This window comes from Chitinophaga sp. (assembly GCF_019236475.1).
Classification (GTDB): domain Bacteria; phylum Bacteroidota; class Bacteroidia; order Chitinophagales; family Chitinophagaceae; genus Chitinophaga.
The window spans coordinates 172,471-189,654 of sequence record NZ_JAFAIX010000007.1 but is presented as its reverse complement, the minus strand read 5'-3'; the positions used below and the strand labels follow the sequence as shown (position 1 = coordinate 189,654).

General features: G+C 42.0%; 17 protein-coding genes. 6 read left to right on the top strand and 11 right to left on the bottom strand.

Going from position 1 to position 17,184, the window contains the following annotated elements; all coding sequences use genetic code 11:
- Nucleotides 1-40 precede the first annotated feature (40 nt).
- Nucleotides 41-460 (top strand): serine hydrolase, encoded by a 420-nt coding sequence (locus JO154_RS11040; protein WP_291945186.1) that lies wholly within the window; start codon nt 41-43, stop codon nt 458-460.
- Between the two features lie 56 nt (nt 461-516).
- On the opposite strand, the gene JO154_RS11035 is transcribed toward JO154_RS11040, so the two are convergent.
- Together JO154_RS11035 and JO154_RS11030 are read right to left on the bottom strand one after the other, a co-directional pair.
- Complete coding sequence (locus JO154_RS11035) at nt 517-1,944, bottom strand: Gfo/Idh/MocA family oxidoreductase (protein ID WP_291945183.1); 1,428 nt, start codon at nt 1,942-1,944, stop codon at nt 517-519.
- 140 nt (nt 1,945-2,084) lie between these two features.
- Complete coding sequence (locus JO154_RS11030) at nt 2,085-2,774, bottom strand: MBL fold metallo-hydrolase (RefSeq protein ID WP_291945180.1); 690 nt, start codon at nt 2,772-2,774, stop codon at nt 2,085-2,087.
- 597 nt (nt 2,775-3,371) lie between these two features.
- Between JO154_RS11030 and JO154_RS11025 the strand changes: the two genes are divergently transcribed.
- Nucleotides 3,372-4,196 carry a M57 family metalloprotease gene (locus tag JO154_RS11025; RefSeq protein ID WP_291945177.1) on the top strand — a complete coding sequence of 275 codons (825 nt, stop codon included), beginning with the start codon at nt 3,372-3,374 and terminating at the stop codon, nt 4,194-4,196.
- A 227-nt stretch (nt 4,197-4,423) separates the two neighbouring features.
- Here JO154_RS11025 and JO154_RS11020 read toward each other — a convergent pair whose 3' ends face one another.
- Nucleotides 4,424-5,956 carry a sulfatase gene (locus JO154_RS11020; protein ID WP_291945174.1) on the bottom strand — a complete coding sequence of 511 codons (1,533 nt, stop codon included), beginning with the start codon at nt 5,954-5,956 and terminating at the stop codon, nt 4,424-4,426.
- Nucleotides 5,957-6,184: 228 nt separating this feature from the next.
- Between JO154_RS11020 and JO154_RS11015 the strand changes: the two genes are divergently transcribed.
- On the top strand, nt 6,185-6,880 hold the full coding sequence (locus JO154_RS11015) for a hypothetical protein (RefSeq protein ID WP_291945171.1): 696 nt from the start codon (nt 6,185-6,187) through the stop codon (nt 6,878-6,880).
- Nucleotides 6,881-6,957: 77 nt separating this feature from the next.
- On the opposite strand, the gene JO154_RS11010 is transcribed toward JO154_RS11015, so the two are convergent.
- Both JO154_RS11010 and JO154_RS11005 read right to left on the bottom strand, forming a co-directional pair.
- A complete protein-coding gene (locus tag JO154_RS11010) occupies nt 6,958-7,608 on the bottom strand; it encodes an HD domain-containing protein (RefSeq protein ID WP_291945168.1) in 651 nt (216 codons plus the stop codon).
- 66 nt (nt 7,609-7,674) lie between these two features.
- Nucleotides 7,675-8,532 (bottom strand): helix-turn-helix domain-containing protein, encoded by an 858-nt coding sequence (locus JO154_RS11005; protein WP_291945165.1) that lies wholly within the window; start codon nt 8,530-8,532, stop codon nt 7,675-7,677.
- A gap of 292 nt (nt 8,533-8,824) precedes the next feature.
- Between JO154_RS11005 and JO154_RS11000 the strand changes: the two genes are divergently transcribed.
- The gene (locus JO154_RS11000) at nt 8,825-9,175 is read left to right on the top strand and encodes a hypothetical protein (RefSeq protein ID WP_291945162.1); all 351 of its coding nucleotides are present in this window, start codon (nt 8,825-8,827) and stop codon (nt 9,173-9,175) included.
- A gap of 72 nt (nt 9,176-9,247) precedes the next feature.
- On the opposite strand, the gene JO154_RS10995 is transcribed toward JO154_RS11000, so the two are convergent.
- Nucleotides 9,248-11,587: an outer membrane beta-barrel family protein gene (locus JO154_RS10995; protein ID WP_291945159.1), complete on the bottom strand. Its 2,340-nt coding sequence runs from the start codon at nt 11,585-11,587 to the stop codon at nt 9,248-9,250.
- Nucleotides 11,588-11,787: 200 nt separating this feature from the next.
- Between JO154_RS10995 and JO154_RS10990 the strand changes: the two genes are divergently transcribed.
- Together JO154_RS10990 and JO154_RS10985 are read left to right on the top strand one after the other, a co-directional pair.
- A complete protein-coding gene (locus JO154_RS10990) occupies nt 11,788-12,864 on the top strand; it encodes a sensor histidine kinase (protein ID WP_291945156.1) in 1,077 nt (358 codons plus the stop codon).
- Entirely contained in the window at nt 12,861-13,577 is a 717-nt protein-coding gene (locus JO154_RS10985; RefSeq protein ID WP_291945151.1) for a LytTR family DNA-binding domain-containing protein, read from the top strand. The genes JO154_RS10990 and JO154_RS10985 overlap by 4 nt, the downstream gene beginning before the upstream one ends.
- A gap of 13 nt (nt 13,578-13,590) precedes the next feature.
- On the opposite strand, the gene JO154_RS10980 is transcribed toward JO154_RS10985, so the two are convergent.
- The 5 genes from JO154_RS10980 to JO154_RS10960 all read right to left on the bottom strand — a co-directional run bounded on the left by JO154_RS10980 (nt 13,591) and on the right by JO154_RS10960 (nt 16,810).
- Complete coding sequence (locus tag JO154_RS10980; RefSeq protein WP_291945148.1) at nt 13,591-14,265, bottom strand: isoprenylcysteine carboxylmethyltransferase family protein; 675 nt, start codon at nt 14,263-14,265, stop codon at nt 13,591-13,593.
- Between the two features lie 156 nt (nt 14,266-14,421).
- The gene (locus JO154_RS10975; RefSeq protein ID WP_291945145.1) at nt 14,422-14,799 is read right to left on the bottom strand and encodes a hypothetical protein; all 378 of its coding nucleotides are present in this window, start codon (nt 14,797-14,799) and stop codon (nt 14,422-14,424) included.
- Between the two features lie 204 nt (nt 14,800-15,003).
- Nucleotides 15,004-15,510 carry a DinB family protein gene (locus JO154_RS10970; RefSeq protein ID WP_291945142.1) on the bottom strand — a complete coding sequence of 169 codons (507 nt, stop codon included), beginning with the start codon at nt 15,508-15,510 and terminating at the stop codon, nt 15,004-15,006.
- 6 nt (nt 15,511-15,516) lie between these two features.
- Entirely contained in the window at nt 15,517-15,942 is a 426-nt protein-coding gene (locus tag JO154_RS10965) for a PaaI family thioesterase (protein WP_291945139.1), read from the bottom strand.
- A 109-nt stretch (nt 15,943-16,051) separates the two neighbouring features.
- Complete coding sequence (locus tag JO154_RS10960; protein WP_291945136.1) at nt 16,052-16,810, bottom strand: class I SAM-dependent methyltransferase; 759 nt, start codon at nt 16,808-16,810, stop codon at nt 16,052-16,054.
- Nucleotides 16,811-17,184: the final 374 nt, after the last annotated feature.

Genomic DNA, 17,184 nt, shown 5'->3' with positions numbered 1-17,184 from the left:
GGGTTTTTCTTTTTCAGCCCTGTGGAATAATTGTGTTAAAGTGGATCTGCCAATGCTTGCTCCTGGCTATATGCGGGTGAATGGAAAATGGGAACGAAATGATAGCACGCTGCCCTACAGGGGCATGGCTGCTGGTGGTCGTTATACCACCGTAGATGACATGCTGAAATTCGTTCATGTGCTTCAATCCGGCAAGCTGATTTCTAAAGCAATGCTTAAAATGGCTATGCAGCCATTCTTTCACGATGCGCCGTCAGGATATGGATATGGATTGGGTTTTGAAATATATGGCGATAAGCAATTAACAAGTTTTGGCCATGAGGGTGGTGCAGACGGCATGAATGGCGAGTTACGCGTTTTCCAGAAGCTTAACAGGGTCATTGTGGTATTAAGCAATTTAGATCCACCTGCCGCACATCGCCTGGTTGATTACTATTCCCTACGCATGCCAGCAGCATAGTATTTATCCCGTTACTTCCCGACAATTCACAAAAAAGGGGACCTAGTCCCCTTTCATTAAACTTTATAGTACTGCTCCCAGCCCTTCCTTGGTGGAGGCCCTATCAGCAATTCATTGGCATGTTTGTTATTAGTAATGATTTTATTTTCTCTATCGAATTGTAATTTCTCACCTGTCCACTGCGCCAGTACACCAAGACAGAACACTTGACTGAGCGGACCCGCAATAGCGAATGGAGATCTTGTTTGCTCCTCTCCTTTACAAGCCAGCAAGAAGTTCTTAAAGTGGTTAGACGGACTTTGCGGCACTACTGGCAGTTTGCCCGCCATTTCTTTTGCTTTCTCCTCCGGAATGATTGTGAGGGTACTACCATGCGAGCCTCCTTTAAATGTAAGCTCCTTACTGTAGATAATCTTACCAGGATTCAGTTTAGCAGGTGCGATAGGGCCATTGCTTGGAGGGGGAATATTCGGATCGAGTCCTGATACACCGTATCCGGCAGGAATTGGTGGCAAGTTATCTACTCCATCGTACCAGGTGATATCCAGTGCTGGCATATTTCCTCTTTTTGGGAATTTGAATGCCAACGTGGAAGACATTGGGTAGAAGAAGTTATTATGCCCTGTGAGCTTAATAGGATCAATTTCATATGGTAAGCCAAGATCGAGGAATTGGTGAGCTGTATCGATGATATGTGCTCCCCAATCTCCCAATGCGCCCATACCGAAATCGAACCAGCAGCGCCACTGGCCGTTCACGAAATCTTTATTATAAGAGTGCCCCTGTGTGGCCATCTGCCAGATATTCCAGTCGAGCGTATCAGGTGCCTTTTCTGCCGGCGGGAACGAAGTTATATTTGGATTCCAGCCATGCCAGCGCCGCGGAGAGTTCATATGGGCCGTAATGGCTGTCACATCTTTAATGATACCTGCCTCTGTCCAGGCTTTAAACTGGAAGTAATTAGCTTCAGAATGGCCCTGGTTGCCCATTTGCGTCACCACTTTTGGATGCTTCCGGGCGGCTTTCATCATCAATTCCACCTCATTGAAGGTGCGTGCCATTGGCTTTTCTACATATACATGTTTTCCCAGGCCTATTGCCATCATTGTGATCGGGAAATGGGAGAAGTCAGGTACCCCGATGGATACCGCATCAATTTGGTTACCCATTTTATCGAACATCTGGCGGAAATCCTGGAAACGTGGTACGTTAGGAAACATTTTCATCACCTCTAGGGTATGTGGTGCCCCCATGTCTACGTCGCAGAGGGCTACAACGTTTGCCAGCCCAGTCTTGTAGAGCGCCTGGGCGATCTCTCCGCCCCTGTTACCTATACCAATGAAGGCAATGTTTACTTTTTCGTTCGGTCCGATTTTGCGGACATATGGCTTCGCTGCGGCCATCAGCAGACTTGGAGTAGCAGTGGCCAGGGTGGCCAGTGCCGCTTGCTTCAGGAAGCTCCTTCTTGAGTTTTTGTAATTCATCGCGTGGTTTGTTGATTGCTTCCCCCAAAATATAAAAATGTCTTTGCAATCGAAAGCATAAATAAAAAAACTTGGAAACTTTACATGAATGGTAGATGAGGGTCTTGCTGTATGATGGCGATTTGTAATGGTTTTGGCAGTCAAATCATAAATTCCTTCCCGTCAAATGCAGTCTCTAGGAGCAGTCCGTCTTTTCCCAAGGAGGTAATTTTCCGTATGCCTTCCGCCGGGTCTTTCAAGAACCAGGTCCCAAAGTGGGTGAAAATGATCCTGTGCGTGTATTTTTCGAAGAAATCAACGAGATCAGGGATCCCTGCATGTCCGAATAGGCGGCCGTCTGCATCTTTCCTGACAATCCCGCCTTTTCTAAAAAAGCTAGCTTCAGTGATGACAGCATCCAGCCCTTTCAGATAGCCGTGATATTCCACTGGGATACTGATCATATCCCCGGTATAGAATATCTTTTTATTCTCTTTACTGATAACATATCCTTGTGATTTTACTTTTGTACTATGGACAGTAGGAATGGGAATAATCGTATATCCGTTCTGGGTAAAAGGTGCTGAGATTATCTTCATGTGAGGCTGCCTGGCGAATGCTTCCGGCGCTACAATTGGGATATCTATATTCGAAACATCCTTTCCCCTTACAAAAAAGGCATGGTCAGGATGCAGATGTGTGATGAGGATACATACAGGATCGTATTGCAGGTATTCCTTTTCTCCAATATCGCAGAGAATGGTGTTGTCGATCAAAAGACCTGAATGCCTCGCGTATAGGTGTTTGCTAAGAAGGATCTCACCCCTTACTCCCAATGTCCTGATCTGCATGACAAAGCTTTTATTTAAGGTACAAAAAATTTCAACTGGTACATTATATGCATTCCCAACTATCATTTATTTACCCTAGAAAACGATAAGCTGGCAGCCTGTTTGATTAGTAGCATCCCAAGGCATATCCATGAATATTGATCGAATGCATTCACAAACACCGCTTCGAAAAATAGAATTAAAACGCAATTAGAAAGTACTTAAAATCAGCTTAAATCAAGACGTAAAATAGTTTAGACTACTGCAATTCCACTACGGAGAAAAATGAGTGTATACAAAATAAAATATTTTTTTTCAATAGTAAGAAAGCTGTAATATTGGTAGACAATTACGGTACAAATCCAAACGTCGAGCCCTAATTTATAAGCAAATCTGAGTAACCCACATTTCAAATCTGACATACTGGAAAGTCCGCCTATTCATCATTCCAACATGCATTCGCAACAATCATGGCAATCTTATTTGCAGGTGAGTAATTGAAGATTTTCCGTCATCTTAAATACGTATATACTTAAACGTTAGTTGTGAAATACAGCTATAGTAAAGGCTTTTTTTCATGCAGCTACAATAGCAATATAAAACCCAAAATCTCAACCGATGAAAAATCAAGCATTTTTATTCCTGCTCTGCTTGTTGGCAGGTGCTTTCATCACTTCCTGCCAGAAAGATAACAAACAAGGCAGTGCTAACAAACCCAATCTCTCTAACGAAGTGTTAGCACAAATCAAAGCAAAAGGCTTTAGTACCAGCAATGTACACGTCGTAAATGGAGGCTATCTCGTAGAAGGAGATATTTTCCTTAGTTCAAAAGATCTTAGTCAGAGAGCCAAAAATAATAAAGTAAGAGTGGCCAAAACAGAACAGTATTCCACCAATAACCTGGTAGGTGGTCTGCCACGGGTGATTACTGTAACTGTATCCAATCTGGGAAGTGCTTTCGTTCAAGGCACCGACCTCGCCATCCAACGTTACAATGCATTGGGCCTGCGCATCCAGTTCCAGCGCATTACCAGCGGTAATGCCGATATCACTATCCAGGGCTTTTATCAAGGGCCTAGTGGTGGCTATATCACCTTGGGATCATCCGGTTTCCCTACCGATTTAGGAGATCCTTATAACCTTATACAGATGAATACCCACCCTGATGCATACGGTAGTAATCCGGATGTATTATATGTAGGTTCAGTTATCCAGCACGAAATAGGCCATTGCATCGGCATGCGTCACACCGACTATATGGACCGTTCCTATAGCTGCGGCGGTGATCCTGTAGATGAAGGTGATGGTGGTGTAGGTGCTGTATATCTGCCTGGTACCCCTAGTGGTCCGGATGCAGACTCTTGGATGCTGGCTTGCTCCAATGGTGGCGACCGTACCTTTAATGCCAATGATATCATTGCATTAAACTATCTCTATCAATAACCCATCGCTAGCTGGAAATGCATGAAAAATAAAAACGGTTACGCCGTGGCTATGGTCCTCGGTGTAACCGTTTTATACCCGATTATCCGTGTCTCTCTAAATGGTAATGCTTATTTGTAATTGAATGATCTTGTGAACAATTGTATCACCTTCGGATAATATAATGCTATATTCAATCCGCAACTTCTCCAGGAAGATTTTGTTATTAATACGTATCACCGTTCTAGTTATTTCACTTCTATCTTCATTAACTCCGCCGCCTCGGTGTCTTCATATTTTACAATTAAGGCAGCAAGTTGCTTTTTCAGTTGAGCAGTGATGGCTTCATATCCTTTTTTCCCATACACGTTATTCATTTCTGACTTATCTTTTTCCAAGTCGAACAACTCCCAACCCTCTACGCGTTCATAAAACCGAATGAGTTTATAGCGTTGGGTTTTGATACCAAACTGCGGAGATACGTGGTGAACCGTATTTTCATAGTAATGATAGTACATGGCATCCCTTCCCTTCTGCTTCGTATGTTTCAGCAGTGGCAGCATTGATTCACCTTGCATATCCGCCGGAATTTTAACGCCTGCCGCATCCAGCACAGTTGGGGCGATATCCAAGTTCATCACAAAATCCTTACTAATAACACCAGGTTTTAAAACACCCGGATAACGCATCAACATCGGTGTTCTGAAAGACTCTTCATACATCCAGCGTTTATCAAACCAACCGTGTTCTCCCAGATAAAAGCCCTGGTCGGATAAGTAAATAACGATGGTATTATCTGTCAACTGGTGCTTATCCAGGTAATCGAGGGTACGGTTAATATTACGGTCTAAGGCTGCCGCAGTACTTAGATAATCATGCATATAGCGCTGATATTTCCACTCTGTAAGGGCATTCCCGGAAAGATTTTTGGCTAACAGGTCTTTATGAATAACTTTATAATAGGCATCAAAACGCGCTCTTTGCGCGGGGTTCATCCGATTAACATTGCCGTCTTTGTTTGCTTCTTCTTCAGAATCAAACATTTTCAAATCAGACTTCATGGTCATGGTTTTGGCAATAGTCATATCCTGTACAGCAGCGGCCTTCCTGGTATTGTAATCATCATAGAAATTGGATGGCAGTGGGAATTTAATATGATCATATCTGCCTAAATCAACGGTATCCGGCAACCACTCGCGGTGCGTTGCCTTATGACCTATTACCAGGCAAAATGGTTTGGTGGTATCTCGGTGATCCAGCCAGTTTTCAGAGAGATCTTCTATGATATTGGTAGCATACCCCTGAATCCTCGTTTTAGAGCTATCCATCTGTATAAAATCAGGATTGTAATATTGCCCTTGCCCTGGTAATATCTCCCAGAAACTAAAACCCTCTGGTTTTGTTTCCAAGTGCCATTTGCCAATCCAAGCCGTTTGATAGCCACTTTTAGTCAGTTCTTTGATGAAAGAGTTTTGAGAGCCATCGAAGCGGGAGTGGTCGTTGTCTTTGAAGCCATTTTTGTGGGAATACTTTCCTGTCAGAATCACTGCTCTGCTCGGGCCACAAATGGAATTGGTGACATAAGCGCGATCAAATCGTACTCCTTCATTCGCTATTCTGTCTATACCAGGCGTTTTTATCAATTTGTTACCATAAGCACTGATGGCTTGATACGCATGATCATCTGATACAATAATAATCACATTGGGTCTTTGCTGTGCCCATGCCGTACAGGAAACCGCTAGGGAGAATAGCACACCCATCCAAGTTCGTAGTCTCATTGTTTACTGTTTAATCGGCCGAAATATAGGGTCTTTTTCATTTATAATGGAATGACTTTACTTAAACTTTGGTTGATAAGGTCAATCCTATTATAAAACTATATCAACTGGAGGCCTTTTTAGATGCTAAAAATCATACTAGAAAGCATCCAGCGCCAGAATACCCACCTATCCCGCATTTGCATTTCACAAATATTAGCACTACTTTTCAATTCCTATATCCTGTCTATGAAAAAAATGCTCACTTTTAAAAGGTATCATACCGCTGAACAAGCTGGCGAAGTTATGTCCCTCCTGCATGAAAACAATATCCCTGTGGAATATGAAGAAGAAGTAGTGCTCACAGATAAATTATATTTAGGCCAAAACTTTGATCAGCGCCACCTTGTGAAGGTTCCTGCAGATTATTTCTCTCAGGCAGATATGGTGCTAAAAAGCCAGATCAACATTGCTGCTGCAGATGTAGAACCAGACTATTACCTGCTGTCTTTTACCACGGAAGAATTAAAGGAGGTCATCAATAAAAAAGATGAATGGGGCGATTTCGATTATGTGCTAGCGTTAAAGCTACTGGAACAGCAAGGCATCTCCTACTCCTCAGAACAATTGGATACCCTTGAAAACAAACGGCTAGCAACACTATCTACCCCACAAGAACTGCCACTCTTTTGGCAGGTAGTAGGATTCCTTTCTCCTTTATTGGTACTCCTGGCGATGTTTCCATATGCAGCGCTTTTCTCTTTCCTTGGCATCTTTATTGGCGCATTTGTACGGCTGACTAAAAAAACACTGCCTGACGGTACTCGAATGTATGCCTTCTCCGAAAAAACACGCGATCAGGGCAAATGGATGATTCTCTCCGGAGCAGTACTGATCCTTTTATGTTTTACGATACTTACTAAGTTCATCCTTACACAATATTAAAAGAAAGCAGGCGACTAATGGTCGCCTGCTTTCTTTTAACGCCTTTTATTTATAATAGTGAACCCAAAGAGAGTCCATTACTCATGCCAAGGTGAATGCAGGATACAATCGCAGAAGTTCTTCCGCTGAAATCCTGGGATCATAAATGCACATACATCGGCTTTTATATTACCGAAAGTGGTATCTGTCTTATGTTCAAAGCCCCCAAAGAAAGTTGGGATAATGCGTTTCTTAAAATCAGTTCTTGGAAAGGCTGCAATGATTTCATTGCGATGAGCTTCGCTCAAATGTTCATACCCCTCTCCCATTACATCCAATCCTACCCCTGAATACATTAAGGATACTTCGGCTTCTTTATGTTCTGCAATACCAATGGAGGTATGCAATGCAATCGTATCCCATACCAATTGTACCGATTCTTTGGATACACCATGACTTTTTAAAAATTCCCTTGCAGCATTGGCGCCATCCACTTCAAAACGCAAATCCGGACTGCTATAATGAGGTACCAACCCTAAATCATGAAAAACAGCGCTGATATATAACAACTCTGCATCATACTTCACTTTGGATCTTTGACCGTTTAAAGAAGAGAACAAAAATACCCTCATGGAATGATTATAGATAAATTCGGTGCCATGCTCCAGCAATAATTCAGTGGCTTCCATCGCCATCTTACTATCAGGAATAGCAATTCCTGCAATTGATTTTATTCTGCTTACTGACATAAGGTATAATTTTATGCAGCAAAGCTAGCAGACAGTCATCGTGTGGAGAATGTCAAAAAGCGTAGATTACCTGCCAATATTTACAAAGGCATCCCGATAATCTGCTGGGGAAGTATGCGTAATTCGCTTAAAAAAATGGCTGAATTGCTCTGGAGTGGCAAATGACAGATCATAGGCGATCTGCTTTATTGGCTTTGTTGAAAATTGAAGGGAGCGCTTGGCTTCTGCAATTAAGTGTCCGTTAATGATTTCCTTTGCGCCATGGCCAGTTTTCCGCTTACATACATCGGCAAGCTTACGGGTCGATACGGCCAGCTCTCTCGCAAAATCCGATACCTCACGGGTGATATGAAAGCGGACACTTACTAATTCAAGGAATCTTTGATATAACTGATTATCAAAATCATTTAGATTACCATCAGCGGATACCCGAATGTTGGCTAGCTTGATCATCATGATTTTCAAATAGGCAGCCATTGCGTCCAACTTATTCGGATAATCTTCCGTTAAATATTCCTGGCATAATAGCTCGCAAACAGGAAGGAGACTTTCCCCATCCTGAACACTCAATGGCAATCGTTGATGCAAGGCAGGATTGTTAAATAATGTAGCCTTACAATTAGATGCACTTGTTGGCGTTTTCTCCCAAAAACAATCGCCAAACATAATTTCATATCCATTCAAAATTGTATCTGGCGTGAAAGCAAATACCTGTCCTTTAGCTACCAACAAGATTTCCTGGCCATCAAGCACAAAATCTTGTTGATCTATTTGGATGCATCCTTTGGCATTAATCAATATGAAAATCCGGTTATACGTTACACTCACAAATACAGACTCCGCATATCCATTATTGGATAACCGGGAAACTTTAAAAGAATCTTTTATCTCCCTATCAACTGCCAGATTTTGCGCCAAATACATACCTAAAGATAGCAATAAAATGGGGATCCCCTTGTACACGCTCCTTTTCAGCCACCATTATCAAAAAATAACTAATAAAGATTTATTATCTTTATTATCAACTGTGCTCCCCCCTGAGCTGGAGAGGTTACTTCATGTCCCGGCTCCGTGTCTCCATAAAAATTTTCAAAAAATCTTATAATACTGGCATCTTATGACACCATCATCTCAAATTACACAGGCCAATAAATTAATTTTCTTAGGCCTTTTGCTGTTCTTTTTTGGGTTAATAATTGGACTATTCGTACATAACATGACTAACGCCAGAATGGCTTTAAGCGCTCACCTCGAAGGTGTGATGAACGGAATATTTCTGATGGTATTAGGCTTGATATGGGACAGAGTGATATTACCCATAAAATGGTTGAAGGTGGCTTTCGGACTAGTACTATTTGGCACCTTTGCAAATCTTGCAGCCGTATTATTGGCTGCCATCACCGGTTTTGGTAAAATGATGCCGTTAGCCGGAGGTACCGCAGGCACGCCATTGATGGATGGTATTATTTCTTGTTTACTGATATCCCTTTCCTTAGCGATGTTGGCTGTTTGTATGATTATCTTGATTGGATTGTATAAACGGTTAAATGCGACAAATAAGCTATAGGGAGACACGATATCATCGGTTTGCAGTAATTACTTAAAAATGCGGCCGAACACTCGTCCGGCCGCCAACAACTTACTTCTCCGTTGGCATACGGTCAGACTGATTCTTCTTCCGATTAAAACGATAGACCACATTCCCTGTATAGATAACCCCCATTTGCTGCATATGCGAATACAAAGAATACTCCGCAATGTTCATTTCCTGGAGATAAATATTGGAATTGAAAATATTATTTACACTAAAAGACACCGACATCCTATCTCCCCATAAATCTTTGGAGAGACCAATATTCGCACGGTATTGATCCGCTACCGTAATCTGTACTTCCTGGCGTTTGCCACGGTATGTAAAGCTCCCATCAATATTGATAATTTTTGGGAAACGCATGCTGGATCGCAGCGTTGTAAACCAAGTGGTATTATCGGCAGCATAGGTAATTCCGGCATATTCACCACGCTGACTAAACTTGTACCAATTCACATCCCATGACAAACGCCACCAGGCATAAGGATTATAGGTAGTGGTCATATCAAACCCATAACGGTTCTCTGTTCCCATATTCGCCCATGTTCTCACAAAATTACCGTTCGCCTGTGGCTCAATCACTGCTCCAAAATAATTGGTGGTATATTGATAGTAAATACCAGGGTTCACACTGATCTTTCCTGCTTTTATTAATAATGCCAACTCCCCTACACTGGTGTACATGGGGTCTATATTGGCATTGCCCCGCTGGAGGAAACGTTGATCAGATAAGCCTTCGAATGTATTCAGTTGCCAGAATTGAGGACGGTTGATCCGCCTGCTATAACTCCCCTGTACACTCCAATCATTTTTAAAACCATATTGCAAGTGCAAAGTGGGAAACAGATCGATGTATTCCTTGCGTTTATCGACGGTCTGTGCACGATCGCGGATATGAATCTGAGATAACTCACTACGCAAGCCTAGTTGTGCATCCAACTGCCGCCACTTTCGGCTATATTGGGTGTATGCAGCATAAATATTTTCATCATAATAAAGCTTATTATTGTTGTCGTCTACCAATTTACCATCCTGGGCAGCCGAATATTCACTCCGTATAGCGCGCCATTGCCCACGCCCCCCCATCTCTAGTTGACCAACTTTTAAGGGTAACTTATAATCACTCTGCAAATAAACATCCTTACTACTTTCCAAATCACGCGTAACCAAATGAACCTGGTTGGAACCAGGCGCCATATTGAATTGACGAATATTTTGATTTTCGTCGTCATGCCAGAAATCATATTGCATATAGGTGCTCCATTTCCGGCCTGGTTGCTTAAATGTGCGGCTATAACTTAATTCCAGTTCGTTGAATAACTGCGGTTCCCGATATTGCTCAAAACGGTTGATAGCACTGTCTTGGGTGCCCTGCGCATTGAAATAATTATAGAGATAGCTATTCCTATCATTGTTCCGCACGTTTGTGCCATAATAACTGGCGGTGATGGTATTTTTTTCGTTGAGATAGATATCCGTTCCCAAGTAGATATTCCTATTATCCGCATGAAGATCGGAGCGATTCGTTTGCTGCAATTGGTTATAAGGCTTTTTATTGACACGCAGAATATCTTCCACAAACAATAAAGTCCTATCCCGGTATCCAATATTCGTAAATACATTAAACAGTTGGGTTTTATAGCTGGCATTAAGATTGACACTGTTGTTTTTCGGGCTGGAAAGGCCAGCCTGTAGCGCGGCATTGAACCCTTGGGAGGCATTCTTCTTCAGTACTATATTGATAATTCCTGCGCTGCCCTGTGCTTCATAGGCAGCAGAAGGGTTTGTAATCACTTCAATTTTTTCAATATTTGCTGCCGGGATCTGCGATAGGCCATTGTTTTGGGTAAGCATGGAAGGTTTGCCATTGATCAATATCCGAACATTTTGGTTGTCGCGCAGAGATACCTTCCCTTGTATATCCACGTTGACCGATGGTACATTATTCAATATATCGTTTGCATTACCACCCTTGGACAATATATCTTTACCCACATGGAATATCTTCTTATCTGTCTTCAATTCGAGCGTCGACTTCTCTCCCTGCACCTGCACAGTCGATAATTGCTTTACATGATCGGTCAAGCTGATGTTGCCAAGATCCAGGTTATTTCGCAGCGCGATAGCGCGTGAGTGGGTATTATAATTGAATCCCCAAGTTTGGAAGGTATAGTTGCCAACTGGGATGGTCAGGGTGAAATCGCCCTCCGAACTGGTGGCCGCATGAAATTGCTTGGTGGAGTCTTTTTGCGATTGTACTAAAATAGTGGCGCCAATGATGGCTTCCTTCGTGGTGGCGGAAATAATCCGTCCTTTGAGTACATAGGTTTGGCTGAATACTGGTATTCCTATCCCCAGGCAACATAGCATCAATAAAAATTGCTTCATTTTTCGTGAGTTTGTGCAAATGTGAAAGTTTGTAGGAGCCAATGCAGCACGCGTCGATGAACAGTAGGTTACAGGATACAGAGAGTACGCTATTGGTACAAAAGAAGGTTTAACTACGCGCAGCTCATTTTCATATGCGGAACGGGCCATTTCGTCTTCGATAGGGTGATCATGCTATAAAGTTTGTTACTTTTACCATTATGCCTTTAGTGGAAAGATTCTTACAATTCACCAGCAAATACAGGTTCCTTACGCATTTCACCTACTGGATAGGGACTTATGTCTTGGCGATGTCGCGATATAATAGTGCTACCGACAATGAATATTCCTTTCAACAGGAAATGGTCAATAGCTTCTTCTTTATTAGTTATGCCGCTATCACATCTTATTTTTTTGCATATTTTGTTTTGCCGCGGGTATTAACGGGGAAGCAATATATAAAGACCTTGTTTTCCTCTCTGGCAGGGCTTTACGTGATTATGGTAATATCCCGGATCATCACGATTTATATCATGGAACCGCTTATTCGCCGGAGGCCATTTGAACAGGAGTCTATACCAGAAATATTGACAGATATGCATTACCTGTTTTGGCATTACTTCATTCATGCGTTTTCTTTTGCATTCGTTTTTATCTTTATCAAACTGCTAAAAGACCAATATGTGGTCAATAAACGGGCATTGGACCTAGAGAAACAGAAGGCAGACATGGAATTAATGGCCTTGAAAGCCCAACTCAATCCTCATTTCCTGTTCAATACCCTAAACAATATCTACTCTTTGTCTATCCTGCAATCACCCCAGACTTCCCCCGCTATCGCGCGGTTATCCGAAATACTGGATACCTTGTTATATCGTTCTGGGAAAATGTTTGTGCCAGTGTCGCAGGAAATCACGCTGTTGCAGAATTACATTGAATTGGAAAAACTCCGGTATGATGAGCGACTGATCATTTCCTTCGAGCATCAGGTACAGCAGGATGTTGCAATTGCCCCGCTGATATTATTATCGCTCACCGAAAATGCCTTCAAGCATGGCGCTGGCGAAGATGCAGGTTCACCGCAAATCCAGATCAAACTAACCCAAAATCAGGATAAGCTTACCTTTGAAATCAGTAACACCTTCCAAATAAAAGTAGACCAGCAACTGGGCATCGGACTAGAGAATATCCGAAAACAACTCCTATTACTTTACTCGGAAACCCATACATTTGAAACCACAGTGGCACAGCGCGTATTTACAGCAAAGCTGGAGCTCTGTTTAAATCAGGAGTTGTGAAGATTAAATGCCTCATTGCGGACGATGAACCATTAGCCATCGCCTTATTAGAAAATCATATCCAACAGTTGAGTACACTGGAAGTGGTAGGTACCTGCGCCAATGCGTTACAGGCCGCGCAAGAGCTGCGCACTAAACAAGTGGACCTGCTTTTCCTGGACATAAAAATGCCGCAGATCACCGGCATCGAGTTCCTCAAAACATTACGCCAACCACCAGCAGTCATATTCACAACTGCCTACCGAGAGTACGCATTGGAAGGTTATGAACTGGACATCGTAGATTATCTTTTGAAGCCGATTACTTTCGAACGCTTCTTCAAATCGGTGGAGCGTTATTATTCGCGCTTCTCTCCCAAAGAAACCCAGGGAAGTACCGTGCGCACTATGCCTCATGAAGGATACATCTTCCTAAAAACTGGTCATAAATTCAATAAAATCCTCACCAACGATATCTGCTATATTGAAAGCGTAAAAGATTATGTAGTCCTGCATCGCATAGATGGTTCCACTTTCACAGCCAAATACAAGATCAGTGATATAGAAGCGGAAATCCAGGATAAACGCTTTTTGCGCATCCACCGTTCATTTATCGTGAACTTGGATAGGATAACAGCATTTACGCTCCAGGATGTAGAAATTGGGCCAATAGAACTGCCAATAGGCAATAGTTATAAGGAGTTTGTTTTCAAAGTACTGAAGGCAGGTTTGTGAAGATGTCGTCTCCCTAAAAAATATATGGAACAAAACGATACCGCACTTTTTGTAAATACGCATCATACCCTGCCAGATCCCTGCTCAATACCATTTCTTCGTTTTTAGCGCGGAGATAAATTAAAATAGCGATGATAAAAGCTGGAATCAAAGCCCAGTAAGAGCCGAGGGCAAATGGCGTAAAAAGAATAATCAGGTAAGCCCCACTGTACATCGGATGACGTACCAAGCCATATAGTCCATCGGATACTACGGTCTGTCCTGGGGATGTACCGATATTACTAGCCAGATAACTGTTCTGTTTAAACACCATAAACACGATTATAAAACCTACTGCTACGAGTATATCCGCAGCAATGGCCATCCACTCCGGCACAACCGACCAATGGTTCCTAAAATCCAATCCAGGGAGTATCAACAGGACAATAAACGAGAGGCCGTTTAATGCCTGTATCAGGATTTGTGCTGCTTCCTTTTCGACTTGCGTTCTTCGCTCAATCAGCGCTGGATTGACTTTCAAAAAATAGAAAGTCAATATGGATGTACCCAACACGAAAGTGATAAAATACATCCATCCATAATGATAATGCCAGGTTTGGGCAGGTAGAAATAATGCCAGGAGTAGAACCAGGTAAAAACTGGTTAGCATCATGGAAACCTTTAGAAATAAGGGTAAGCTGGGTTTCATACTTTGGCGGACTATTAAATGCGCCTTTACAAATTTAACTATAAAAAAGCTGTATCAAAAAAACCAAAAATGACGTCTGCAACGTCATTTTTGGTTTTTGTTTTTTTTCGTTGTCCCTGCCCGCCTGGGCAGGTACAACAAGCAGGAAAGTAGGTACTAGTTGATAACCACCTTAATAGCACCGCCTGAAATAGGCGCATGGAGTTGAAATATATTCAGTCCTGGCTGTACATTAAAAGTAGCATCCGGTATATTCAGATCTGTGTTATAAACCTTGGCCACCGCCCCTCTCGGCATCGTACTGTAGAAAAAAGTAATCGTCACATCCTCCGTCAAGTTCAGTTGCAAAACGCCAGTGGCGCCACCTCCCGGAGCAATATTTGTAAACGTTTTCATCTCCACTTGAGAAGTAAAACTGATATTACTCAATGTGGCCCCCGTGTAATTATCAACTGCCAAGTCTAGTGCCGTTTGCGCATGTGCGCTGAAAGAAAGTCCTATAAATGCTAACAGGATAAAAATGGTTTTACGCATAGGTGTATTTGTTTTATGGTGAAATAATAATAACCATGTGGTAAACATCTACTATTGTAGCACCAGTTTATTTCCTTTCTAAATATGCTATGGGCACAAGATACAGGCTGAGGGAAAACATGGTGCAAATTCATCAGGTCAACTAACCGAATTTACAAAAAGCATTCATAAGTACCAGATGATTTTACACCTTGAAAAGTATACTTAACCAATTTTCACACTGTTACTAATCACCTCTTCTGATGTGAGTCCGAATATAGGCGGGGTAGGCACTCCCAGTATACTTAAGTAAAGATATATCTGACCGCGATGATGTATTTCGTGCTCTATCATGGCGCGCAACCATTTCCATGTGGTAATTTGGATATTTCCAGGAGTAGTACATTCCCGTTGTAAATCTTCATCCTTTAATTGACGGAAGATATCCATGGATTGGCGGTGCATTTCATTGAAATAATGCAGTACATTGTTGTACCCATCTGCCAGATCAGTGCCACAGCCTTGGTAAGCGCTGGGCCTACCAGCCACGGTTTCGCCGTACATATATCGCTCAATGGCTACAATATGCCTTACCTGATCGCCTAAAGTAAATTTTCCAGGCTTATACGTCCATTCTAATTGATCCGGTGGTATTACTTGTACGACTTTTGCGGTTCGTTTCCTGATCTTCTCAAAGTAATCCAGGAAAGAACTTACAGTTGTTATCTCCATAAATAATTATTTTGCTTTCATAAGCGTTACAATTGCAGTAGCCACCTGCCGTTCCCGACCTTCCTCCACCGTAAATAGATCAGATTGCGCCACTGTAAGGGTACTACCACTTTTCAGCAATCTCGCCCTGGTCAGTAATTGTGAGCCTTTAGCCTGATTTAAATAATTGATTTTAAACTCTACTGTGAGGAAACTCGCATCATTCACATATACCGTTCCGGCAGCATATCCTGCCGCCGTATCTGCCATGGCTGCCAATACACCTCCGTGAAAAATACCGGAAGTCCGCAATAAAAAATCCTGCGGTTCCAAACTGATTTCAATATATCCGTGACCGATAGTGCTGATTTTCGCGCCATAGGCGGTCATGAGTTTTTGTCGGGCGAAGCTGTCGTGTATTCTCTTTTCTATTTCCGGAGCTATTTGATTCATAAAATGATGGCATTTGTGATATACGAATATACAGAATGCCCCGAGATAACCATCCCGAAAAATTTCTCCTATATACGTCTCCGTTATAGCATTTAAAAAGGACCACTAACTAACAATGTGCCCTAGCGATATATAAAGTAGTAGTATAGTCAAAGCTAACCTTACCATCTTCCTGATAACGGTCAAAAATATCATCCAGCGTAGCCATCATAGGCATGCAATCCTCTTCGTCTTCCGCTGGCACAAAGGAGGTCGACAACAACCTGCCTTTTAATACTTCATAGCTTAATTCTTCTTTTCTAGAGAATGTTACCTTCTCAAATGCACAAGGATAAAAGAAAGAAGTGGTTTTATGCTCTGAGGCAACATCTCGGCCGTCTGCGGAATAGTCCCTCCCATAGGTAGCTAAGAGGTGTTCATATGCTTTGGCAAAATCTGTATTTAGTTCCCGCACATTCCACATGATGACAATATATGCATCCGGCTTAGCAATACGTTTAAACTCCACTTTTGTGGCCTCCTGATTAAACCAGTGAAACGACTGACCTGCGAGGATAAGGTCCACACTACTATCGGGTAGATGAGTGGCTTCTGCGGTACCCCGAACACTATGAAAATGAGGGTAATGCTGCAAGAACAACTCCGCTTTCTCTCGCATGGCATCATTAGGCTCCACACCATAAACGGTATTTCCTTCTTTCAAAAATAATGCAGAGGAGATACCGGTGCCCGCACCAATATCTGCTACCATTTTACTACTATTTAACTGGATACTATTTTGAAGATAAGGAATAATTCCAGCAGGATATCCCGGCCTGTAGCGGGCATAATTCTCTGCTCTGTTACTGAACCTCTTGGTGTTGTTCATGGGTTAAATCCGGTTTAAAACAGGTGGATGATTTTATAAAATAATGATGATAAAAATAAATCCATCATCACATTTTAAATGTAAAACTTTGATTTCATTCAAGCGAATAAATTTTTTATTATTTTTTTTACGGGAGACACGAGTCTCACCAAACCACCACTGACACTATATTCTACGACATACCATCCAAATATACACTGCAACAAAATTGCAGTTTGCCTTAAAAATCAATGTGCTTTTATTTAATAATACAACGTTAACAGAAAAAAAATTTCATCCGTTTACTTTTTTCACTACATTCGGTCTACTATCGAAAATTAACCCGTAGAGAAAATTGTTGTGACCTGGAAGAATTTCATCTTTCTATCAAAAAT